This window comes from Kribbella sandramycini, from assembly GCF_013131805.1.
GTDB lineage: Bacteria > Actinomycetota > Actinomycetes > Propionibacteriales > Kribbellaceae > Kribbella > Kribbella sandramycini.
The window spans coordinates 628308-649820 of record NZ_JABJRC010000002.1; the positions used below are offsets into that span (position 1 = coordinate 628308).

At 69.1% G+C, this 21513-nt stretch carries 21 protein-coding genes; 15 read left to right on the top strand and 6 right to left on the bottom strand.

Annotated elements, in window-relative coordinates; all coding sequences use genetic code 11:
• Positions 1 to 97: 97 nt before the first annotated feature.
• Positions 98 to 547: a DUF6194 family protein gene (locus tag HPO96_RS10375; RefSeq protein WP_171673139.1), complete on the bottom strand. Its 450-nt coding sequence runs from the start codon at positions 545 to 547 to the stop codon at positions 98 to 100.
• A gap of 82 nt (positions 548 to 629) precedes the next feature.
• On the opposite strand from HPO96_RS10375, the gene uvrC reads away from it, so the two are divergent.
• From uvrC to HPO96_RS10390, 3 genes are read left to right on the top strand one after another with little or no spacing between them, the layout of a single operon-like run.
• Complete coding sequence (gene uvrC / locus HPO96_RS10380; protein WP_171673140.1) at positions 630 to 2660, top strand: excinuclease ABC subunit UvrC; 2031 nt, start codon at positions 630 to 632, stop codon at positions 2658 to 2660.
• Positions 2660 to 3526, top strand: coding sequence for an RNase adapter RapZ (gene rapZ / locus HPO96_RS10385; protein ID WP_171673141.1), 867 nt, complete (start codon positions 2660 to 2662; stop codon positions 3524 to 3526). The genes uvrC and rapZ overlap by 1 nt, the downstream gene beginning before the upstream one ends.
• The gene (locus tag HPO96_RS10390; protein ID WP_171673142.1) at positions 3523 to 4464 is read left to right on the top strand and encodes a uridine diphosphate-N-acetylglucosamine-binding protein YvcK; all 942 of its coding nucleotides are present in this window, start codon (positions 3523 to 3525) and stop codon (positions 4462 to 4464) included. The genes rapZ and HPO96_RS10390 overlap by 4 nt, the downstream gene beginning before the upstream one ends.
• Positions 4465 to 4467: 3 nt before the next feature.
• Here the strand turns inward: HPO96_RS10390 and HPO96_RS10395 are convergent, their stop codons facing one another.
• On the bottom strand, positions 4468 to 5331 hold the full coding sequence (locus HPO96_RS10395) for a hypothetical protein (RefSeq protein WP_171673143.1): 864 nt from the start codon (positions 5329 to 5331) through the stop codon (positions 4468 to 4470).
• A complete protein-coding gene (locus HPO96_RS10400; protein WP_171673144.1) occupies positions 5328 to 5834 on the bottom strand; it encodes a SigE family RNA polymerase sigma factor in 507 nt (168 codons plus the stop codon). Before HPO96_RS10400 ends, HPO96_RS10395 begins: the two co-directional genes overlap by 4 nt.
• 284 nt (positions 5835 to 6118) lie before the next feature.
• On the opposite strand from HPO96_RS10400, the gene HPO96_RS10405 reads away from it, so the two are divergent.
• From HPO96_RS10405 to HPO96_RS10445, 9 genes are all read left to right on the top strand, one after another.
• A complete protein-coding gene (locus HPO96_RS10405) occupies positions 6119 to 7732 on the top strand; it encodes a glycosyltransferase family 4 protein (protein WP_171673145.1) in 1614 nt (537 codons plus the stop codon).
• A 51-nt stretch (positions 7733 to 7783) separates the two neighbouring features.
• Complete coding sequence (locus HPO96_RS10410; protein WP_171673146.1) at positions 7784 to 10384, top strand: glycosyltransferase family 4 protein; 2601 nt, start codon at positions 7784 to 7786, stop codon at positions 10382 to 10384.
• A gap of 81 nt (positions 10385 to 10465) precedes the next feature.
• Positions 10466 to 11449, top strand: coding sequence for a DNA-binding protein WhiA (whiA, locus tag HPO96_RS10415; RefSeq protein WP_171673147.1), 984 nt, complete (start codon positions 10466 to 10468; stop codon positions 11447 to 11449).
• A 204-nt stretch (positions 11450 to 11653) separates the two neighbouring features.
• Positions 11654 to 12658 (top strand): type I glyceraldehyde-3-phosphate dehydrogenase, encoded by a 1005-nt coding sequence (gene gap / locus HPO96_RS10420; protein ID WP_171673148.1) that lies wholly within the window; start codon positions 11654 to 11656, stop codon positions 12656 to 12658.
• Between the two features lie 77 nt (positions 12659 to 12735).
• On the top strand, positions 12736 to 13929 hold the full coding sequence (locus HPO96_RS10425; protein WP_171673149.1) for a phosphoglycerate kinase: 1194 nt from the start codon (positions 12736 to 12738) through the stop codon (positions 13927 to 13929).
• A 4-nt stretch (positions 13930 to 13933) separates the two neighbouring features.
• Positions 13934 to 14740, top strand: a complete 807-nt coding sequence (gene tpiA, locus HPO96_RS10430; protein WP_171673150.1) for a triose-phosphate isomerase — start codon at positions 13934 to 13936, stop codon at positions 14738 to 14740.
• On the top strand, positions 14737 to 14970 hold the full coding sequence (secG, locus tag HPO96_RS10435) for a preprotein translocase subunit SecG (protein WP_171673151.1): 234 nt from the start codon (positions 14737 to 14739) through the stop codon (positions 14968 to 14970). Before tpiA ends, secG begins: the two co-directional genes overlap by 4 nt.
• 16 nt (positions 14971 to 14986) lie before the next feature.
• Complete coding sequence (locus HPO96_RS10440) at positions 14987 to 15346, top strand: RNA polymerase-binding protein RbpA (RefSeq protein WP_171673152.1); 360 nt, start codon at positions 14987 to 14989, stop codon at positions 15344 to 15346.
• A 90-nt stretch (positions 15347 to 15436) separates the two neighbouring features.
• A complete protein-coding gene (locus HPO96_RS10445) occupies positions 15437 to 16423 on the top strand; it encodes an SMP-30/gluconolactonase/LRE family protein (RefSeq protein ID WP_171673153.1) in 987 nt (328 codons plus the stop codon).
• On the opposite strand, the gene HPO96_RS10450 is transcribed toward HPO96_RS10445, so the two are convergent.
• Positions 16416 to 17192 carry a dioxygenase family protein gene (locus HPO96_RS10450; protein ID WP_171673154.1) on the bottom strand — a complete coding sequence of 259 codons (777 nt, stop codon included), beginning with the start codon at positions 17190 to 17192 and terminating at the stop codon, positions 16416 to 16418. The genes HPO96_RS10445 and HPO96_RS10450 overlap by 8 nt on opposite strands.
• A gap of 29 nt (positions 17193 to 17221) precedes the next feature.
• On the bottom strand, positions 17222 to 18925 hold the full coding sequence (locus HPO96_RS10455) for a BCCT family transporter (RefSeq protein ID WP_171673155.1): 1704 nt from the start codon (positions 18923 to 18925) through the stop codon (positions 17222 to 17224).
• Between the two features lie 129 nt (positions 18926 to 19054).
• Between HPO96_RS10455 and HPO96_RS10460 the strand changes: the two genes are divergently transcribed.
• Positions 19055 to 19909 carry an LLM class flavin-dependent oxidoreductase gene (locus HPO96_RS10460; RefSeq protein ID WP_171673156.1) on the top strand — a complete coding sequence of 285 codons (855 nt, stop codon included), beginning with the start codon at positions 19055 to 19057 and terminating at the stop codon, positions 19907 to 19909.
• Between the two features lie 73 nt (positions 19910 to 19982).
• Here HPO96_RS10460 and HPO96_RS10465 read toward each other — a convergent pair whose 3' ends face one another.
• Entirely contained in the window at positions 19983 to 20186 is a 204-nt protein-coding gene (locus HPO96_RS10465) for a cold-shock protein (RefSeq protein ID WP_012921273.1), read from the bottom strand.
• Positions 20187 to 20634: 448 nt separating this feature from the next.
• Between HPO96_RS10465 and HPO96_RS10470 the strand changes: the two genes are divergently transcribed.
• Both HPO96_RS10470 and HPO96_RS10475 read left to right on the top strand, forming a co-directional pair.
• Entirely contained in the window at positions 20635 to 20916 is a 282-nt protein-coding gene (locus HPO96_RS10470) for a protealysin inhibitor emfourin (protein ID WP_171673157.1), read from the top strand.
• A gap of 25 nt (positions 20917 to 20941) precedes the next feature.
• Positions 20942 to 21511 carry a TetR/AcrR family transcriptional regulator gene (locus tag HPO96_RS10475; protein WP_171673158.1) on the top strand — a complete coding sequence of 190 codons (570 nt, stop codon included), beginning with the start codon at positions 20942 to 20944 and terminating at the stop codon, positions 21509 to 21511.
• The last annotated feature ends 2 nt before the right edge of the window (positions 21512 to 21513 follow it).

The window sequence follows — 21513 nt, forward strand, 5'->3', positions numbered from 1 at the left end:
CTGCGCATCTACCCTGGTTCACACGCTACGGATCGCGCTCATCCCATCCGGGGGTCAGCCGCGCCTTATGACCCAAGCCGCAACACGACCGCAACGTTCACACTGTGTGCCTGGCCTGCTGGTTGGCGTACTTACGGGCCGCGAACTCGTAGGCCTCCGTGAGCAGTGCCGCGTCCACGGCGGTGGGGGAGACGATCGCGACCCAGTACTGCGCGGCGTAGAAGGGATGCGGCATCAGGACGTCGCGCGCGGCGTAGTCGTGACCGGAGTCGAGCACCCAGTCGGCGTCGCGTTCGGTCGGGGGAGCGCCGAACAGCGCCGTGTACGTCGCTTTGGTCAGGCCGAGGTTCAGCCGCCAGGCGCCGGGCTCGCCGAGCCGGGAGACCTGCTCGTAGTGATCGCCGGTGACGATCGTGGCGAACGGCTGCTGCCGCTCCGGCGGGAGGTTGCCGGCCGGGTCGTAGAGGTAGAAGAGATCGTCCTGCGCCTCGAGGACGCGGACGCCGGCGCCGGAGCGCAGCCGCCGATCCAGTTCGTCGAGTGTCATGCCTTCAAGTCTGTCATTGAAGTAGCAGTGGAGACTCCGGCCGAATTCCGGTTTTGTCGGCGGCCCGAACTAGGGTTGTCGAGTGGCTGATCCATCGTCCTACCGCCCCGCTCCGGGGTCGATCCCCGACTCACCCGGCGTCTACCGCTTCAGCGATTCCGCCGGGCGGGTGATCTACGTCGGCAAGGCGAAGAATCTGCGCGCCCGCCTGTCGTCGTACTTCCAGGACGTCGTCAACCTGCACCCGCGAACACAGGCGATGGTGACGACGGCGGCCAAGGTCGAGTGGACGGTCGTCGGCACCGAGGTCGAGTCGCTGCAGCTGGAGTACTCCTGGATCAAGGAGTACGACCCGCGGTTCAACGTGAAGTACCGCGACGACAAGTCGTACCCGTGGCTCGCGATCACCCTCGACGAGGAGTATCCGCGGGTGATGGTCGGCCGCGGCCAGAAGAAGAAAGGCGTCCGGTACTTCGGCCCGTACAGCCACGCCTGGGCGATCCGCGAGACCGTCGACCTGCTGCTCCGGGTCTTCCCGATGCGCTCGTGCAGCAAGGGCGTCTTCAACCGGCACCGCCAGATCGGCCGGCCCTGCCTGCTCGGCTACATCGGCAAGTGCGCCGCGCCCTGCACGGGCCAGGTCACGCAGGAGGAGCACCGCCAGATCGTCGACGACTTCGCGGCCTTCCTGTCCGGCCAGACCGCGACGTACGTGCGCCGGCTGCAGAAGGAGATGCAGGCCGCGGCGGTCGAGCTGGAGTACGAGCGGGCCGCGAAGATCCGCGACGACCTGGCCGCGCTGGAGAAGGCCCTGGCCAAGAACGCGGTCGTCCTCGGCGACGGCACCGACACCGACGTGATCGCCTTGAGCGAAGATCCGCTCGAGGTCGCCGTCCAGATCTTCTACGTCCGCGGCGGCCGGATCCGCGGTGAGCGCGGCTGGATCGCCGACAAGGCCGACGGCTCCGCGACCACCGGCGATCTGGTCTCCCGGTTCATCCAGCAGACCTACGCCGGCGACTCGGGCGATGCGATCCCGCGCGAGATCCTGGTCCCGACCATCCCGGACGACGTCGACGCGCTGACCGCCTGGCTGGAGGAGACCCGCGGCACCCGGGTCGCGATCCGGGTCCCGCAGCGCGGTGACAAGAAGGCCCTGATGGAGACCGTCGAGCGCAACGCGCTGCAGACGCTCACCATGCACAAGACCAAGCGGGCCAGCGATCTGACCACCCGCAACCAGGCGCTGGAGGAGATCCAGGCCGGGCTCGACCTGCCCGAGGCCCCGCTGCGGATGGAGTGCTACGACGTCTCCAACCTGCAAGGGACGGAGGTGGTCGCCTCGATGGTCGTCTTCGAGGACGGCCTGCCCCGTAAGAGCGAGTACCGCCGCTTCGTGATCAAGGGCGTCGACGGGCAGAACGACGTCGCCTCGATCGCCGAGGTGCTGACACGGCGCTTCAAGCGGATGATCGAGGACCGGGCCGGTATCCCCGACGGGGAGGACCCGACGGCCTACCTGGTCGATCCGGAGACCGGCCGGGCGAAGAAGTTCGCGTACGCGCCGAGTCTGGTCGTGGTCGACGGCGGCCCGCCGCAGGTCGCCGCGGCGCGGGCCGCGCTCGACGAGCTCGGGCTCGGCGACATCCCGGTCTGCGGGCTGGCCAAACGGCTGGAGGAGGTCTGGATCCCCGACGACGAGGATCCAGTGATCTTCTCCCGCACGTCGGAGGGCCTGTACCTGCTGCAGCGGCTGCGCGACGAGGCGCACCGGTTCGCGATCACCCACCACCGCAACCGGCGCTCCAAGTCGATGGTCGAGAGCGTGCTGGACGACGTCCCGGGGCTGGGGGAGGTGCGCCGCAAGACGCTGCTGCGGCATTTCGGCTCGCTGAAGAAGCTGCGGTCGGCGACGATCGACGAGGTCGCCGAGCTGCCCGGTTTCGGCCGCCGGACGGCGGAGTCCGTCGTACTGGCGGTTAACGCTGCGGCAACGAAGGCGGAAACCGGCCGGGCGCCGTCGGTCAACATGACAACTGGCGAGATACTGGACGACGACGTCCCCGCAGCTGCCGGGACGCCCGACGGGGATCCAGGGAGAACAGAGAACTGATGGACGACACGAGCGGCAATCTGATCATCGTGACCGGGATGTCCGGCGCGGGGCGGAGTTCGGTCGCGGACGTGCTGGAGGACCTCGGCTGGTTCGTGGTCGACAACCTGCCGCCGATGTTCCTGACCACGATGGTCGAGCAGACGATCGGCACCGGCACCCAGCCGCGGCTCGCGGTCGTCGTCGACGTCCGGACGGGGATGTTCTTCGACGAGCTGAGCTCGGCGCTGCACGACCTGCGGATCAAGGGCTACCGGCCGCTGACCCTGTTCCTGGAGGCCTCGGACGATGTGATCGTGCGCCGGCAGGAGGGCGTCCGCCGGCCGCACCCGCTGCAGGGCGAGGGCCGGCTGCTGACCGGTATCCAGCGCGAGCGCGAGCTGCTCGGCGACATCCGGGCCGGCGCCGACCTGGTCATCGACACCTCGAACATGAACATCCACCAGCTCGCCGCGAAGATCGTGAACGCCTTCGGCGACGAGGAGAACGCCGAGCTGCGCGCGACCGTGGTCTCGTTCGGTTTCAAGTACGGCATCCCGGTGGACGCCGATGTGGTCGCCGACATGCGCTTCATCCCGAACCCGTACTGGCAGCCCGACCTGCGCCCGATGACCGGCCAGGACAAACCTGTGTCAGACTTCGTGCTCGGCCATCCGCTGGCCCAGCAGTTCCTGCAGAACTACGTGGACGTGCTGGACACCCTGCGGACGGGGTACCTGAACGAGGGCAAACGCTTCGTCACCGTCGCGATCGGGTGCACCGGAGGTAAGCACCGCAGTGTCGCGATGGCCGAGCAGATCGCCAAGAAGCTGCGTGAGAAAGGGTCGCCGACCTTGGTCGTACACCGTGATCTGGGACGCGAGTGACGAGGTCTCCTCGAGTTGTCGCACTAGGTGGGGGACACGGGCTGGCCGCGTCCCTCTCCGCACTTCGCAATGTCACCGATCAGCTGACCGCGATCGTCACCGTCGCCGACAACGGCGGCTCGTCCGGCCGGTTGCGCCAGGAGCTCGGCGTCCTGCCGCCGGGCGATCTGCGGATGGCCCTGGCTGCGCTCTGCCGCGACGACGAGTGGGGCCGTACGTGGGCCGACGTCCTGCAGCACCGCTTCCGCAGTAACGGCGAGCTGCACGACCACGCGGTCGGCAACCTGCTGATCGTCGCCCTGTGGGAGCTGCTCGGTGAAGCCGTCGACGGTCTCGACTGGGTCGCCCGTCTGCTCGGCGCCCAGGGCCGCGTGCTGCCGATGTCCGCCGTCCCGCTGGACATCACCGCCCGGGTGCTCGGCCTCGACCCGGCCCACCCCGAGGCGATCACCGAGCTCCGCGGTCAGGCCGAGGTTGCGACCACCGACGGCCACGTCGTCGACGTCGCCCTCGATCCGGCCGACCCGCCGGCCTGCCCCGAGGCCCTGGTCGCGGTCGCCGAGGCCGACTGGGTCGTCGTCGGCCCCGGCTCCTGGTTCACGTCCGTCATCCCGAACCTGCTCGTCCCCGCGCTCTGCCGCGGCCTCGAGCAGACCAGCGCGCGCCGCCTGCTCACCCTCAACCTCGGCGAGCAGAAAGGCGAAACCGCCGGCTTCTCACCCGAGACCCACCTCGAGGTCCTCGCCGCCCACGCCCCCGACCTCCGCATCGACGTCGTCCTCGCCGATATCGGCCACGTCCCCGACCCGGAGTCGCTGCGCCGCACCGCGGAGTCCCTCGGCGCCGAGCTGGTCGTCGCCGACATCGCCGACGACGACCGCCACCTCCACCACGCCCCCGACAAACTCACCAAGCTCTACCGCGAGCTCCTGGTCTGAAACTCAGCGATGCGGGGTGTACTTCCACTCGTAGACCTGCTTCCCCTTCGCGTCATACGCCCGCACCCGCTGGATGCGGGGGTGTCCCTGGACACGTTTGGGTTGATCGGTGGGATCGACCTTCTCCCACGCGATCCAGTCGGGAGCACCTTCGCTGAAGTACCCGTCAGAGCTCACCCGTGCCTCGCGCGGCGCCTTCTCCCCGAAGACATCCACCAGGACTCGGGCGACGTTCGGCGCCGGGATCCGAGAGTGGCTCTCGACGGTCTCGGGCTGCCCGCCCATCGAAGACTTGTCCGCATCTTCCGCCGCACTCACCGAGCTCTTCGTGTAGTGGCGCATTGCGAATGCCGTCCGAAGTTCGGATCCGAACGTGCAGCGCGAGACGATCGACTGGTCGGGTGACATCAGCATCGCGTCGAGCTTGGTCTGGTCTCCGACCTTCAGGATGACCTTCCAGCGGTCGTTGATCGGTCCGGCCTTGTCGTCGCCGTTGCCGACGCTGTTGTGTCTCGTCAAGGCCTCCGAGTCCCAGCGCTTGCACCGCTTGACGATCTCGGCGTCCGAGAGCGGGCTGACAGGCGGCGGCGGGACGGCCTTCGTGCCGGACTCGTTGTCGGTGACGACGCCGGTCGAGTTGTCGACGGTGATACCGGCCGGGTCCGCGGCGCCGGCGACGGCGCCGGTCCAGGCGGTGACGCCGCCGACGAGGGCCGCGGTGCTGACCAGTGCGGCCGAGGCGATGGCGATGCGGCCGCGACGGACCGAGCGCCGTCCGCGGGCCAGGATGTTGTCGAGGTCGGTGTGCAGCGGCCGGTCGGTGTCGTCGGCGGCGGCAGCCAGCAGGCGTTCGATGTCGTTGCTCACAGGGCGCTCCTTTCGGTCTGGGCGAGTAGCTGGCGGAGGCGCTCGAGGCCGCGGGAGGTCTGGCTCTTCACGCCGCCCGGGCTGACGCCGAGGATGTCGGCGGTCTGCTCGACGCTGAGGTCGTTGTAGTGGCGCAGGACGACGCACGCCCGCTGACTCGGCGGCAGCGCGCCGAGCGCCTCGATCACGAACATCCGGTCGTCGATCCCGCCGACCAGGTCCGGTAGCACCAGAGCCGAGTCGTCGGTCTGGTCCAGGTGTTCACGCCGCCACGGTTTCCGCGCCTGGTCGAGGACCGCGGTGACCACGCAGCGGTGCGCGTAGCTGTTCAGCCCGCCCAGCCGCTCGATGCGGTTCCAGCGGCGGTAGACGTTGACGAGTGCGTCCTGGGCGGCGTCCTCGGCGCGGTGCCAGTCACCGCACATCAGGTAGGCCGTTCGTCGTAGTGGGCGGATCGCGTTCGCGGCGAATTCGGTGAACTCCGCGTCGTCTCGTGCTCTCATGCCCCTCCTTCCGTACTTGTCGCCGAAGGAACGCAACCGGCCCTGCCCTGGGTTGCAGCGACGGCGAGACTCCGTGGCCCGGCCCGGACGAGCTCACCACGGCACGGCAAATGAGAGACCGCATCCGGGTTCCGGACTCCGGGCAACCTGTTCGCCTCGGGACGCCGTTTAGTACCCGCTGGGGCACGAGGGGCATGGCAGACAACCCTAGCGCCGGTCGAGCCGACCGGCCGGTGGTCGATGACACCTGCCCGAACGCTGGTACGGGCCGGAATGGAGCAAGGTTGACGGAAGACGCGGAAGTGATCGCGCCGCATGTCGCAATGGTCGTCGCCAACGACACGGCCAATGACACGCGGGTGCTCAAGGAGGCCGACGCGCTGGCGCGATGCGGTGCCAGGGTCACGTTGTTCGGGGTGGCGGCCAGTGGCCCGGCCACGGTCGAGCGTCTCGACAACGGCGTCGTACGGGTGCTGGTCGAGGGCCGTTTCGTCCTGCGCGACGAGCGGGCCAGGCGCCGCGGGCTCCGGCGGTCCCGGCGGTTGCTGGCCGGCGAGCCGATGGCAGTGCTGGCCGCGCGCTCCGCGCGGATCACCGCCGTCCTGGCCGACGTCAAGGCGGCCTCCGGGCACGCGGTGCGGCTACGGAAGACCGGGCAAATCGGCACGATGTCGTTCAAGGCCGGCGTCGCCCGCCGGTTGCTCGCGCAGAAGCGCTTGCGGGTGGCCGAGCTGAGTGTCCAGGTACGGACGAAACTCGCTCGGCAGCAGGCCCGCTTGGCCAAGGGGGCCTGGAGCAAGTGGGACGCGCGGATGGCTCGTGACGACCGTGGAGTCAGCTGGCGGACCGAGATCCCGGAGGCCTACGACTACGAGGCGATGCTGGGGCCGCTGCTGGACCGGATCCAGCCGGCCGCGATCCACGCGCACGACATGCACATCATCGGTGTCGCGGCCCGTGCGGCGGGGCGGGCCGCCCTGCGCGGCCGCGAGGTGAAGACCGTGTACGACGCGCACGAGTACGTGCCCGGCCTCTCGCAGTACGGGGGGCGATCGCCGCGGTTCATCGCTGCCTGGGCGCAGCACGAACTGGAGTACATCCGGCAGATGGACCGGGTCATCACGGTCAGCCCGGCGATCGCGCGGACCCTGCGGACGAGGTACCGGCTGCCGCTGGAACCGGCGGTGGTGATGAACAGTCCGCGGTTGGCCGGCGACGGCGACACAGGCACCGAGGTGGTCGGCATCCGGGAGCGCATCGGCCTGCCGGACGAGACACCGCTGATGGTGTACTCCGGCGGCATCACCCGCGCCCGTGGTGTCGAGACCGCGGTCGAGGCGTTACCCGAGTTGGCGGGCGTACACCTCGCCGTCGTCTGCGTGCCGACGGTTGCGATGCGCTCGGTGGACGCGCTGAAGAAGCTGGCGGCGAAGGTCGGAGTCGAGGATCGCGTGCACTACCTCGAACCGGTGGCGCCGGCGCAGGTGGTGCCCTTCTTGCGGACGGCGGACATCGGCCTGATCCCGATCCTGCGCTTCCCCAGTCACGAGATGGCACTGCCGAACAAGGTCTTCGAGTACGTCTTCGCCGGCTTGCCGGTGGTGACGAGTGACATGCCGAGCCTGCACGAGTTCGTCGGCCGGACCGGAGTCGGTGAGGTCTTCACGGCCGAAGATCCGTACGACCTGGCGGTCGCCGTCCGCCAGATACTGGCCGCGCCTGCCGCATATCGCGCAGCCGTCGCACAGCCCGACCTCCTCACGGAGGTGTCGTGGGAGTCGCAGTCCGACCGGCTGCGGGCGCTGTACGCCGACCTCCTGGGGACCGGCCTCGGAGCCTCCGTCCCTGCCGAGCACGACCGGTGGGAGAAGGAGATCCGCGCCGTCCTCGGCGTGTGAACCAACCGGAGCAGACCAGGCCCGATGAAGCGACATCACTCAGGAGAAGAGATGCCCGGCAGTACCGACCTGCGGGTCGTGATGGTGGTCGCAACTGACGTCGCCCACGACAGCCGCGTCCGCAACGAGGCCGCGGCGCTGGCCGGGACCGGAGCGCAGGTGACCGTGCTCGGTGTCGCAGCCGACGGTTTGCCGTCCAAGGAGGCCGTCGGGGGCGCAACGATCGTGCGGGTCGCGGTGCCGTACCCGCTGCGGGAGGAGCGCGAACGGAGCCGCAAGGCGCGCCGGGACTGGCGCCCACCGCTGGTCGGCTACCGGCACCGTTCGACGTACGCCGCCCGCGACCAGCGGATTCGTGCCGCGCTGATGGAGATCAAGGCAGACTCGGGCACCGCGATCCGGCGGCTGAGGTCCGGTCAAGGCAACCTGCTGACGTTCAAGGCCGGCGTCGCCGCTCGACTGCTCCGCAGGGCGCGCTGGCAGGTGGCACAGCGGGCGGCCTTGGCGCGCAGGCGCATCGGCACGGCGACCGACAAGGCGTTCAAGTCCGGCTGGCGGGCGTACGACGGAATGGCCGAGCGGCTGCCCTGGCCGGTGCCATGGCGCACGCTGTATCCGGAGGCGCTCGACCTGGAGACGGCGTTCGGTGAGCTGATCGATTGCCTGGAGCCGGATGTCGTGCACGCACACACCGTGCACGTGATCGGTGTCGCGGTTCGCGCCGCCGGTCGCGCGAAGCTCCGCGGCCACGACCTCGATGTCGTTTACGACGCCCACGAGTACGTCGCCGGGCTGCCCCGGTACGGCCCTCGGGCCCGGCGATCCGTCGCGGCCTGGGCGAAGCACGAGGCGGAGTACATCGAAGCCGTCGACCGGGTGATCACGAGCAGCTCGGCGATCGCCACCCGGCTGCAACGCGAGCACCGGCTGCGGCGCGAGCCGGCCGTCGTGATGAGCTCTGCTGATCCTGTTGCGGTTCCGCTCGAGGTGCCCGACATCCGGGGACGAATCGGCCTGGCGCCCGACGTGCCGCTGCTGGCCTACAGCGGCGGCGTGACCCACTCCCGAGGTCTGCAGACCGCCGTTCAGGCGCTGGTCGACCTGCCGGATGCGCATCTGGCCGTCATCTGCGTGCCGGCGGTCGCGGCCCCTGCAGTCCGCGCACTGCAGGTACAGGCATCCCAGGTCGGCGCCGGCGACAGGTTGCACTGCCTGGATCCGGTCCGGCCGGAGGAGGTAGTCGCATTCCTGCGCACCGCCGACATCGGCCTGATTCCCAGCCTGCGTAGCCCGAGTGACGAACTGGTGCTGCCGGCCAAGCTCTTCGAGTACGCCGTTGCGGGCTTGCCGGTGGTCGTCAGCGACATGCCGAGCCTGAAAGAACTCGTCGAGCGGACACGGATCGGCCAGGTCTTCGTCGCGGCCGACGCCAACGATCTGGTGGCAAAGGTCAGGTCCGTGCTCGGCGATCTGGCCGGTTACCGCGAGCAGGTCGCTGCCCCCTCCTGGCAGGACTTCCGGTGGTCCGGGCAGGCGACGAAGCTGCGTGCCCTGTACGCCGACCTGACCGGTCGGCGGGTCGACGTCGCCGCCGAGGACCCCGCGAAGACCGAACGGCACCTGTTGATCGGACCGTTGAACAGCGCCGGCCAGGCCTACCAGTGGGCGACCGCAGCCGAGCGCAACCTCAAGGGCATCACGGCGGAGTCACTGTCGATCCGCAGCGCCGCGTTCCGCTTCCCGGTGCACCGCAGCGCGACCGAGGAGCAGTACCGCTCCGACCTGCGGTGGCAACTGGACCTGACCGGGCAGGTGCTGCGCGATGTCACCCACGTGATCTTCGAGGCCGGCCGGACGATGTTCGGCGCGGTCCGCGGGCAGGTGTGGACCGCCGAGGTACCGGTCCTCGAAGCGGCCGGGATCAGGCACGCGGTGCTGTTCCACGGTTCGGAGATTCGTGACCCCGCCCGGCACCGGGAGCGCCATCGCCACTCGCCGTTCCGGAACCCGGACGACGAGCTGACTCACCGGCTGCAGACGGCCAACGACATGCTCCGCCGCCACCTGGTGAGCTACCAGGGCCCGGTCTTCGTCTCCACACCGGACCTGCTGGAGTTCGTGGACAACGGCATCTGGCTCCCGCTGGCGCTCGACGTCGAGGGCTTCGCATCGAACCGTCCGGTGCTCGATCGCAAGGTCCCCGTGGTTCTGCACGCTCCGACCTCGGGTGCGCTGAAGGGCTCGTCGTACATCGATCCGGTACTGACCGGCCTGGACGCGCGTGGTCTGATCAAGTACCAGCGGGTGCAGAACGTCGCGCATGCGGAACTGACCGAGATGGTGCGGAACGCCGACATCGTCGTCGAGCAGTTGCTGCTCGGCCTGTACGGCGTATCCGCCTGTGAGGCGATGGCCGCCGGGCGAGTCACCGTGGGATACGTCCCGGACCGGATCCGGAAGCTGTTGCCCTTGGACCTGCCGATCGTGGAAGCAACGCCGGAGAATCTGGCCGAGGTGATCGAGCGGCTCGTCCACGAACGTGACGGGGCCCGGAAGATCGCCGCCGCCGGGCCGCGCTACGTCCGGGAGTTGCACGACGGACGCAGGTCGGCCGCGGCGCTGCTGCCGTTCCTCGACGGTGAGCTCGCGTAACGCAGGCGATCCGGGCAGCGTTGGAGGTTTGCTCCGGGTTTCGGCCCGAGGGTCTTTGACAACGGTGGGAGGATGCCTTCTATGGCGATGACAGCACAGGTGAAGTCCGAACTGACCAGTATCCAGGTGACGAAACCCTGCTGCCGCAAGGCGGAGGTCTCGTCGGTACTGCGCTTCGCGGGCGGTCTGCACCTGGTCTCCGGCCGGATCGTCGTCGAGGCCGAGCTGGACAGCGGCGCCGCGGCGCGCCGGTTGCGCAAGGACATCGCCGAGATCTTCGGCCACCCGTCGGATGTCGTCGTCATCTCCCCGTCGGGGATCCGCAAGCAGACGAAGTACGTCGTCCGCGTCGTGCGCGACGGTGACGCGCTGGCCCGGCAGACCGGCCTGGTCGACAACCGGGGCCGTCCGGTCCGCGGTCTGCCGCCGGCCGTCGTGTCGGGCGCCTCGTGTGACGCGGTGGCGGCCTGGCGCGGCGCCTTCCTGGCGCACGGCTCGCTGACCGAGCCCGGGCGGTCGTCGTCCCTGGAGGTCACCTGCCCGGGGCCGGAGGCGGCGCTCGCGCTCGTCGGCGCGGCCCGGCGGCTGGGGATCGGCTCGAAGGCCCGCGAGGTGCGTAACGTCGACCGCGTGGTGATCCGGGACGGCGACGCGATCGGCGCGCTGCTGACCCGGCTCGGGGCGCACGAGTCCGTCCTCGCCTGGGAGGAGCGCCGGATGCGCCGCGAGGTTCGCGCCACGGCGAACCGGCTGGCCAACTTCGACGACGCGAACCTGCGCCGCTCGGCGCGTGCCGCGGTCGCGGCCGGCGCCCGGGTCGAGCGCGCGCTGGAGATCCTGGGCGACGACGTCCCCGATCACCTGCAGGTCGCGGGCAAGCTGCGGCTGGAGCACAAGCAGGCCAGCCTCGAAGAGCTCGGCCAGCTGCACGAGCCGGCGCTGACGAAGGACGCTGTCGCCGGCCGGATCCGCCGCCTGCTGGCGATGGCCGACAAGCGCGCCTCCGATCTCGGCATCCCGAACACCGAGGCGAACCTGACGCCGGAGATGCTCGACCCGGCCTGAGCAGCACCTGCCGGCCAACTGGTATTCATCGATTGACCCCGGGAGTTTCCCGGGGTCCTTTCGTGCCTGGCTGGTCTGGACCACGATTGCCGGCTCGCCGGGGGTGGTCTGCTGTGGATAGCACCAGTTGGCCCGGTGGGCGGTTGGGCTAGTGTTCGGGGTGAAGAGCAGTGCTGGAACGCTAGTTCGAGGAGACGTAGTCCCGTGACCGTACGCGTAGGTATCAACGGCTTCGGCCGGATCGGCCGTAACTTCTTCCGCGCCGTGCAGGCGTCCGGTGCCGACATCGAGGTCGTCGCCGTCAACGACTTGACCGACAACCAGACCCTCGCCCACCTGCTCAAGTACGACTCGATCCTGGGCCGGTTCCCCGGTGACGTGTCCGCGACCGACACCGACATCACCGTCGGCGACCACAGCTTCAAGGCCTTCGCCGAGCGCGACCCGGCCAACCTGAAGTGGTCGGACGTCGGCGCCGACATCGTGATCGAGTCGACCGGTTTCTTCACCGACGCGACCAAGGCCAAGACGCACGCCGACAACGGCGCCAAGAAGGTCATCATCTCCGCCCCGGCGAAGAACGAGGACCTGACCGTCGTCATGGGCGTCAACCACGAGCTGTACGACGCCGAGAAGCACACCGTGATCTCGAACGCGTCCTGCACCACGAACTGCCTGGCCCCGATGGCCAAGGCGATCCACGACGAGTTCGTCATCCAGCAGGGCCTGATGACGACCGTGCACGCCTACACCCAGGACCAGAACCTCCAGGACGGCCCGCACAGCGACCTGCGTCGCGCCCGCGCCGCCGCGCTGAACGTCGTCCCGACCTCGACCGGCGCCGCGAAGGCGATCGGCCTGGTGCTGCCGGAGCTCAAGGGCAAGCTGGACGGCTACGCGCTGCGCGTCCCGGTCCCGACCGGCTCGGCCACCGACCTGACCGTGAACGTCGGCCGTGAGACCACCGCCGAGGAGGTCAACGCCGTCGTCAAGGCCGCGGCCGAAGGTGCGCTCAAGGGTTTCCTGCGCTACACCGAGGACCCGATCGTCTCCAGCGACATCGTCACCGACCCGGCGTCCTGCATCTTCGACGCGGGCCTGACCAAGGTCCTGGGCAACCAGGTCAAGGTCGTCGGCTGGTACGACAACGAGTGGGGTTACTCCAACCGCCTCGTCGACCTGGTGAACTACGTCGGCAAGTCGCTCTGACGATCCTCTGAAACCCGTCACGTCCGGGGAACCGCGGTCCGCCCCGGTTCTCCGGACGTTGTCATGAAAGAAGCTCAATGAAGACCATCGAAGATCTCGGCGACGTCGCCGGTCTCCGCGTGCTGGTGCGCTCCGACCTGAACGTCCCGATCAAGGACGAGGTGATCGGCGACGACGGCCGGATCCGCGCCTCGCTGCCGACGCTGGTGCGGCTGGCCAAGGCCGGCGCCAAGGTGATCGTCACCGCGCACCTCGGCCGCCCCAAGGGCGAGCCGAACCCGGCGTACACGCTGGCCCCGGTCGCCAAGCGGCTCGGTGAGCTGCTGCAGCCCGAGGGCATCACCGTGCACTTCGCCAAGGACGTCACCGGCGACGACGCGCAGTCCCTCGTGCAGGACCTGGACGAGGGCGAGGTGCTGCTGCTCGAGAACGTCCGGTACGACGCTCGCGAGGAGAGCAAGGACGAGGCGCAGCGCGACCAGCTGGCCGACGAGCTGTCCGCGCTGGCCGACGTCTTCGTCAGCGACGGCTTCGGCGTCGTGCACCGTAAGCAGGCCAGCGTGTACGACGTCGCCCGCAAGCTCCCGCACGCGGCCGGCGGCCTGGTGCTGGCCGAGGTCGACGTGCTGAAGAAGCTGACCGAGGAGCCCGCGCGGCCGTACGTCGTCGTCCTCGGCGGCGCCAAGGTCTCGGACAAGCTGGCCGTGATCGACAACCTGCTGGCCAAGGCCGACAAGCTGCTGATCGGCGGCGGCATGGTCTTCACCTTCCTCAAGGCCCAGGGCCACGAGGTCGGCAAGAGCCTGCTCGAGGAGGACCAGCTGGACGTCGTCCGCGGTTATCTCAAGGAGGCCGGCGACAAGATTGTGCTGCCGACCGACATCGTGGTCGCCCCGGAGTTCAAGGCCGACGCGCCCGCCACGGTCGTCGCCGCCGACGCGATCCCGGCCGACCAGCTCGGGCTGGACATCGGCCCGGAGTCCGCGAAGGCGTTCGCCGCCGAGGTCGCCGCCGCGCAGACGGTGTTCTGGAACGGCCCGATGGGCGTGTTCGAGATGTCTGCGTTCGCGGGCGGAACCAAGGCCGTCGCGAGTGCGTTGACCGAGGTGACTGGCCTGAGTGTCGTCGGTGGCGGTGACTCCGCTGCGGCCGTCCGGCAGCTAGGCTTCGCCGACGATGCGTTCGGCCACATCTCCACCGGTGGCGGCGCATCCCTCGAGTACCTGGAGGGCAAGGAGCTCCCGGGACTCGCCGTACTGGAAGAGGACTGACGAGATGGCAGAAGCTGCCCGTACGCCCTTGATGGCGGGCAACTGGAAGATGAACCTCAACCACGTTGAGGCCGTCCACCTGTTGCAGAAGCTGTCGTGGACGCTGCAGGACAAGAAGCACGACTTCGAGCGCGTCGAGGTGGCGGTGCTGCCGCCGTTCACCGACATCCGCAGCGTGCAGACGCTCGTCGACGGCGACCGGATGAAGATCAAGTACGGCGCCCAGGACGTCTCCACCAAGGAGTCCGGCGCCTACACCGGCGAGATCTCGGCGGCGATGCTGAGCAAACTCGGCTGCACCTACGTGCTGACCGGGCACTCGGAGCGCCGGCAGTACCACGGCGAGGACGACGCGCTGGTCAACGCCAAGACCGCGAAGGCGCTCGAGGCGGGCCTGATCCCGATCATGTGCGTCGGCGAGGGGCTCGAGGTCCGCAAGGAGAACGGCCAGGTCGAGCATGTGCTGGCCCAGGTCGACGCGGGGCTGGCCGGTCTGAAGCAGGACGACGTCCGCAAGCTGGTGATCGCCTACGAGCCGGTCTGGGCGATCGGGACCGGCGAGGTCGCCACGCCCGAGGACGCGCAGGAGGTGAACTCCGCCATCCGCGCGCGGATCGAGGAGACGATTTCACCCTCGGTCGCCGACTCGGTACGGATTCTTTACGGCGGATCGGTGAAGATGGCCAGCGCAGGTGGCATCATGGCCCAACCGGATGTCGACGGCTGTCTCGTTGGGGGTGCGAGCCTCCAGGTGGACGAGTTCGCCGGCATCTGCCGTTACCTGGACCTTCAGTTAGGCTACTCCTCGTGATTCTCGCTTTCTCGATCGTAGTGATCGTCTGCAGCCTCATCCTCACGCTCCTCGTGCTGCTGCACAAAGGCCGTGGCGGTGGTCTCTCGGATCTGTTCGGTGGCGGTGTGTCGTCCAGCCTGGGCGGCTCGTCGGTGGCCGAGCGGAACCTGGACCGCATCACGATCGGCGTCGGCCTGATCTGGTTCGCCGCCATCGTGGCCCTCGGCCTGCTCTACAAAATCGGCTGAGGGGGAGTAGGTTCCCGTGGCTGGTGGTGGTAGTGCTATTCGCGGCAGCCGGGTCGGCGCCGGACCGATGGGCGAGGCGGAGCGCGGCGACACCGCGCCCCGGCAGCGCGTCGTGTTCTTCTGCGCCAACGGGCACGAGACGGCGACGGTGTTCGCCGTCGACGCCGCCGTCCCGGAGGCGTGGGACTGTCCGCGGTGCGGTCTACCGACCAGCACCGATGTGAACAACCCGCCGCCGCCGACGAAGATCGAGCCCTACAAGACCCACCTGGCCTACGTGAAGGAGCGGCGCTCCGAATCGGAGGCGGCCGAGATCCTCGAAGAGGCCCTGGAGAAGCTCCGCGCGCGGCGTGCCCGCGGCGAAGTCATCTTCTGAATCAGCGCGACCCGGCCCGGATCGGCCCTTGTGGCCGGTCCGGGTTGTCGCGTTGTGTGCGGGCGTTCTGACTCCTAGTAGGGTCGGTGCATGAAGCCTTCGATCGCGCCCGTCCGCTGGACTCCGCCGCCCGCCGATCCCGTCCGGCACCCGTCCGGCTTCGACGTCACGACGGTCGCCGTCCCCGGGCTCGGCCCCGAAGACGCGCTGATCGACGCCGACGGCAGCGTCCTGACCGGCTTGAACGACGGCCGCATCCTGCGCGTCGGCGCCGACGGTACGACGATCGCCACCCTCGCCGACACCGGCGGCCGCCCACTCGGCCTGGAGTGGCTGCCCGACGGCAAGATCCTGATCTGCGACGCCAACCGCGGTCTACTCACCCTCGACCAGGCCGGCCGCATCGCGACCCTGCTGACGGCGGTCGACGGCGTCCCGCTGCGCTTCTGCAACAACGCCGCCGTCACCCCCGACGGCACCATCTACTTCACCGACTCGTCGACCCGCTTCAGCTTCGAACACTGGAAGGCCGACCTCCTCGAGCACTCCGCGACCGGGAGCCTCTACCGCCGTACCCCCGACGGCGCCGTCACCCGCCTGGCCGCCAACCGAGCCTTCCCCAACGGCGTGGCCCTCAGCGCCGACGCCACCACCGTCTACTGGGCCGAAACCGCCGCATACGCCGTCTACCAACTCGACCTGACCACCCCGGACGCCGAGCCGGCCCTCCTGACCCGAATCCCCGGCCTCCCCGACAACATCTCCACCGGCTCCGACGGCCTCATCTGGGTCACCCTGGGCTCCCCTCGCAACACCCTCCTGGACGCCCTGCTCCCGAAACCCCCACTCCTCCGCAAACTCGTCTGGGCCCTCCCCGACGCCCTCCAGCCCAAACCCGCCGACATCATCGAGATCCAGGCCTACACCGAATCCGGCGACCTCATCCACGACCTCCGCGCCAAACACCCCGACTTCCGCATGCCCACCGGCGTCCGCGAACGCAACGGCACCGTCTGGCTCTCCAGCATTGGCACCACAACCCTGGCAACCTTCCCCACGCCGAAGACCGCTAGCTGATCTGCCAGGAGCGTTTGGAGAGGCCGTACCAGAAGCCGTCGACGACGGTTCGGGCGGTGGCGAGGTGAGTGGCGGCGCCGAGGGTGACGAAGAGTGGGGCGAAGTGTTCGGTGCGGGGGTGGGCGAGGGTGGCGGCGGGGGCTTTGTGGAGGAAGTCGAGGAGGGCGTCGACGTTCTGGGTGGCGAGGGTTTCGCGGGTCCAGGCGTCGAACTCGGCGGACCAGGTGGGGGCGGGGGCGTCGGCGCCGGCGGCGAAGTTCATCTCGCGCAGGTTGTGGGTGGTGAAACCGCTGCCGACGATCAGGACGCCCTGATCGCGCAGCGGGGCGAGTTTCTGGCCCAGGCGGAACAGCTCGGTGGGGTCGAGGGTGGGCATCGAGACCTGGAGGACGGGGATGTCGGCGTCCGGGTACATCTCCTTCAGCGGGACGTACGCGCCGTGGTCCAGACCGCGGTTCGGGTCGTCGTAGACGGGCGTGCCGGGGGAGTGCAGCAGTTTGCGGACCTGGTCGGCGAGCTCGGGTGCGCCCGGAGCGGCGTACTGGACTTCGTAGTAGCGCTGCGGGAAGCCGTAGAAGTCGTAGAGCAGCGGCACGGTGGAGGTGGCGGCCAGCGTGAGCGGGGCGGCCTCCCAGTGCGCGGAGACGATCAGGATCGCGGTCGGGCGGGCGAGCCCGGCCGAGACCGCCGCCAGTTCGGAAGTCCAGCGGCGGTCGTCGGCCAGCGGGGGAGCGCCATGGCTCAGGTACAGCACCGGTGTCGAAGTCATACCCTCAACAATATAGTTGAGAACTCAATTTATTCCTCCTTGGTGGGCTCCACCACCAGCGCGAAGTCGTCACCGTGCTGGCTGACCCCTTCGATCACCGCCGCCTCGACCGCCTCCGAGCCGATCGCACGCCGCAGCATCAACGGGTCCGTCCGCAGATCCTTGACCAAGGCGACCGCCAGCCCGACCATCACGACCGCGAACGGCAGCGCGGCCACGATCGTCACGTTCTGCAGGCCCTGTAAGGCGTCCGCACCACCGCCGCCCGCCAGCAGCATCACCGCCGCGACTGCGCCGGTCAGCACACCCCAGAACACGACCAGCGGCTTCTTCGGCTCGATCGCGCCGCGCTCCGACAGCGTCCCCATCACGATCGAGGCCGCGTCCGCGCCGGACACGAAGAAGATCGCCACCAGCAGGACGACGAGCGTCGTCGTGACCGCCGGCCACGGGATCTGGTCGAGCATCCCGAACAACTGACCCTCGGTCGTCGACTGCCCGGCGATATCGGTCCCGCCGCGCTGGATGTCGATCGCCGTCCCGCCGAAGATGCAGAACCACAGCACGCTGACCAGCGACGGCACCAGCAGTACGCCGGTGACGAACTGCCGGATCGTGCGCCCGCGGCTGATCCGCGCGATGAACATCCCGACGAACGGCGTCCACGAGATCCACCAGGCCCAGTAGAAGACCGTCCACCCGGACAGCCACTCGGACATCGCGTCGCCGCCGCTCGCCTCCGTCCGCGCGGCCATGTCGGCCAGGTCGCGGAAGTAGTCGCCGATCGCGGTCGGCACCAGGTTGAGGATCAGCACCGTCGGCCCGACCACGAACACGAACAGCGCCAGGACGACGGCCAGCACCATGTTGATATTCGACAACCACTGGATCCCCTTCGCGACCCCCGACACCGCGGACGCGACGAACGCGGCCGTCAGCACGGCGATCACGCCGACCAGGACGGCGTTCCCGGTCGTGTCGAGCCAGCCGAGGATCCGCACCCCGGAGCCGATCTGCAAGGCGCCCAGCCCGAGCGAGGCGGCCGATCCGAACAGCGTCGCGAAGATCGCAAGCCCGTCGATCATCTTCCCGATCGGGCCTTCGGTCCGCCGGCCGAGCAGCGGCTGGAACGCCGAGCTGATCAGCTGCGAGCGCCCGCGCCGAAAGGTGCCGTAGGCAATGGCGATCCCGACCACCGCATAGATGGCCCACGGGTGCAGCGTCCAGTGGAACAGTGTGGTCGCCATCGCGGTCTCGAGCGCCTCGGAGGTCTCGGCCTGCGTCGTCCCGGGCGGGGGAGCGACGAAATGCGACAGCGGCTCGCTGACGCCGAAGAACATCAGACCGATCCCCATACCGGCGCTGAACATCATCGCCACCCACGAGACGGTCTTGAACTCGGGCTGCTCGTCATCCGCGCCGAGCGGGATCCGCCCGTACCGGCCGGCCGCCAGCCAGATCACGTAGACGACGAACCCGGAGGCCAGCAGGACGAACAGCCAGCCGGTGTTCTTCTCCACCCAGCCGAGCGCCGAGGTGGACGCCGTGCCGAGGCCGGCGGCGTCGATGATGCCCCAGGCAACGAAGGCCAGGGCGACGACCGCGGTGATCCCGAAGGTGACCCGGTCGAGCCCGGCGCCGCGACTTCGGCTGCCGGGCGGTGGTGGTACCGCGAGTGCGGGATGCTGATCGGTGTCGAGGGGTTCTGCCGGGCTGTCGATGTCGATCGCCACAGGTGATTCACGCCTCGCTTCGGCGCGCCTCCGTTTCGTCTGGTCGGGGGTACTGCCTTACGACCGTGTCGAAGATCGTGGCAAAACGCAACAATCGTGGTTTCCGACACACCGGCTAAGGTGCGAGTTATGCGATTCGGGATCACCATCCTGCCGGAGTACCGGTGGAAGGATGCGGAGCGGCGCTGGCGGAAAGCCGAGGAACTCGGCTTCGACCACGCCTGGACCTATGACCACCTGACCTGGGGCGGCCTGCAGGACTCGCCCTGGTACGGGACGACGCCGACGCTCACAGCGGCCGCGCTCGTCACGTCGACGATCCGCCTGGGCACCTTCGTCACCTCGCCGAACTTCCGGCATCCGCTCGCGCTGACCCGCGAGATCCTCGCCCTCGACGACATCTCCGACGGCCGCTTCCTGTGCGGGATCGGCGCCGGCGGCGGGATCGACACCACCATCCAGGGCGGCCCCGAGCTCGGCCCGCGCGCGAAGGTCGACCGGCTGACCGAGTTCGTCGAGCTGCTCGACACCCTGCTCACCACGGACGGCGTCGATCACAAGGGCGAGTACTTCGAGACCCGCAACGCCCGCACGCTCCCCGGTTGCGTCCAGCAACCGCGCGTCCCGTTCGTGATGGCCGCCAACGGCCCGCGCTCGCTCCGCCTGGCCGCCAAGTACGGCGCCGGCTGGGTCACCACCGGCCGCAAGGCCGACGACCTCGACAGCTGGTTCGCCGGCGTCACCGACCTCAAACACCGCCTGGACGACGTCGTCGGCGACCGCCCCTTCGACCGCTACCTCTCGATCGACAACGGCACCTACGCCCTGTCCAGCCTGGCCGCCTTCGAGGGCATCGTCGGCCGCGCCGCCGCCCTCGGCTTCACCGACGTCATCACCCACTACCCCCGCCACGACGGCATCTACGCCGGCTCCGAAGACCTCCTCGACCAGATCGCCGCCGAGGTGATTCCGCAGTTCCGGTGAGTGCAAGCGAAAGGGCCGCCCATCCGAAGATGTGCGGCCCTTCCGTTCAGTACGAGAAAGGCTGATCCGAAGATCAGATCGGGCGGATGTTCTCCGCCTGAAGGCCCTTCTGGCCCTGGGTGATCTCGAACTCGACGCGCTGGTTCTCGTCCAGCGAGCGGAAGCCCGAGGTCTGGATGGCCGAGTAGTGCGCGAACACGTCCGCGCCACCGTCATCCGGGGTGATGAAGCCGAAGCCCTTGTCAGCGTTGAACCACTTGACAGTACCGACAGCCATTTGTGTCTATCTCCTTGATGGCTTGTAACAAACCGCGACCCACACCTCATGAGCCACGTGTCGCCGAAAGGCCCCAGACGACAGAACCGGCCGTACAGCACAGCGAAAGTCAGTGGGAGTCCAAAACTGCAACGCGATAACTGTAGCCGATCTGAGGCCACGCGGAAGGGGTGATCGCGAACACGTGTCGCTGATTGTCGCCGGTTGCCACGCTCCGTGAGCACCCGAATTCACCCGTCCGGAACCGGTGCCGAACTGCCGAATCCCGCGCCGACCTGCTGATTCATCTCCACAACCCCGGTGAAATGGTTGGCAACGTGAGACAACAAGGCCGGTACGCCGGGTAATGGCCGTCCGTTCATGAGCGAATTTTCCGGCGTGTCGCACGACTCTGGACAATCGTTGCGCGGCACGCAATCGTGGTGCCCCGACCCGGAGGAGACCGCCCTTGATCGTCACCGTGAGCCGTAGCGGCGGGTTCGCCGGGCTGACTGCCCAGGCCGAGCTCGACACCACCGCCGAGCCGGATGCCGAGCAGTTGGAGGCCGCCGTCCGGGCCCTGGCCGGCGCCTCGCTGGGCACCGGCCGCCCGCAGCCCGATCGGTACGTCTACCGGCTGGAGACCCGGGAGACGGCCGATGCCCAGGCGACGCAGTACGTAGTCGCCGAACAGGATCTGGACGTCTCGACGGCCTGGCTGCTCGACCGGGTGCTGCGCGGACGCGACTGAGTCCCGTCACGCATAGACTGGCCGCATGGCCCGATGGGAACCCGAGCCACGGGAGCGGCTGCTACGCGCGGCCCTGGAGCTGTTCGAGGAGCAGGGGTACGACAGCACGACCGTCGTCCAGATTGCGACGCGGGCCGGGCTGACCAAGAGCACCTTCTTCCGGCACTACCCGGACAAGCGCGAGGTGTTGTTCGCCGGTGAGGACCTGCTCTGCCGGCTGACCGCAGACGGCATCGCTGCGGCCGAGGAGGCGGCGACGCCACTGGAGGCGGTCGTTGCGGCGCTGCAGGCGGCCGCTGAGGCGTTTGTGGAGGGCCGGCGGGACTACGGGCCCCGGCTGATCGCCGTCATCGCAGGCAACCGGGAGCTGCGGGAGCGCAGCGCGATGAAGGAGGCCGCGATCACGGCGGCGATGGCCGAGGCGCTCCAGAAACGCGGCGTCGCCGAGCGGACGGCGCTGATCGCGGCCGAGCTGGGCGGCCTCGCGATGCATCGGGCGTACGCGCTGTGGGCGAGCCCGGCGAACCGGAGTGAGTTCGCCGAGCTCGCTCAGCAGGAGCTGGCCGAGCTCAGGTCGGCTGCCGCCGACCTGTGAAC

Bases quoted from the DNA above. Each gene is read 5' to 3' on its own strand.
- HPO96_RS10410 (WP_171673146.1), top strand. From the start codon at position 7,784: ATGCCCGGCAGTACCGACCTGCGGGTCGTGATGGTGGTCGCAACTGAC.
- HPO96_RS10465 (WP_012921273.1), bottom strand. From the start codon at position 20,186: ATGGCTGTCGGTACTGTCAAGTGGTTCAACGCTGACAAGGGCTTCGGC.
- HPO96_RS10450 (WP_171673154.1), bottom strand. From the start codon at position 17,192: ATGACTTCGACACCGGTGCTGTACCTGAGCCATGGCGCTCCCCCGCTG.
- HPO96_RS10475 (WP_171673158.1), top strand. From the start codon at position 20,942: ATGGCCCGATGGGAACCCGAGCCACGGGAGCGGCTGCTACGCGCGGCC.
- rapZ (WP_171673141.1), top strand. From the start codon at position 2,660: ATGGACGACACGAGCGGCAATCTGATCATCGTGACCGGGATGTCCGGC.
- whiA (WP_171673147.1), top strand. From the start codon at position 10,466: ATGGCGATGACAGCACAGGTGAAGTCCGAACTGACCAGTATCCAGGTG.
- HPO96_RS10375 (WP_171673139.1), bottom strand. From the start codon at position 547: ATGACACTCGACGAACTGGATCGGCGGCTGCGCTCCGGCGCCGGCGTC.
- HPO96_RS10445 (WP_171673153.1), top strand. From the start codon at position 15,437: ATGAAGCCTTCGATCGCGCCCGTCCGCTGGACTCCGCCGCCCGCCGAT.
- HPO96_RS10400 (WP_171673144.1), bottom strand. From the start codon at position 5,834: ATGAGAGCACGAGACGACGCGGAGTTCACCGAATTCGCCGCGAACGCG.
- tpiA (WP_171673150.1), top strand. From the start codon at position 13,934: ATGGCAGAAGCTGCCCGTACGCCCTTGATGGCGGGCAACTGGAAGATG.
- HPO96_RS10460 (WP_171673156.1), top strand. From the start codon at position 19,055: ATGCGATTCGGGATCACCATCCTGCCGGAGTACCGGTGGAAGGATGCG.
- HPO96_RS10425 (WP_171673149.1), top strand. From the start codon at position 12,736: ATGAAGACCATCGAAGATCTCGGCGACGTCGCCGGTCTCCGCGTGCTG.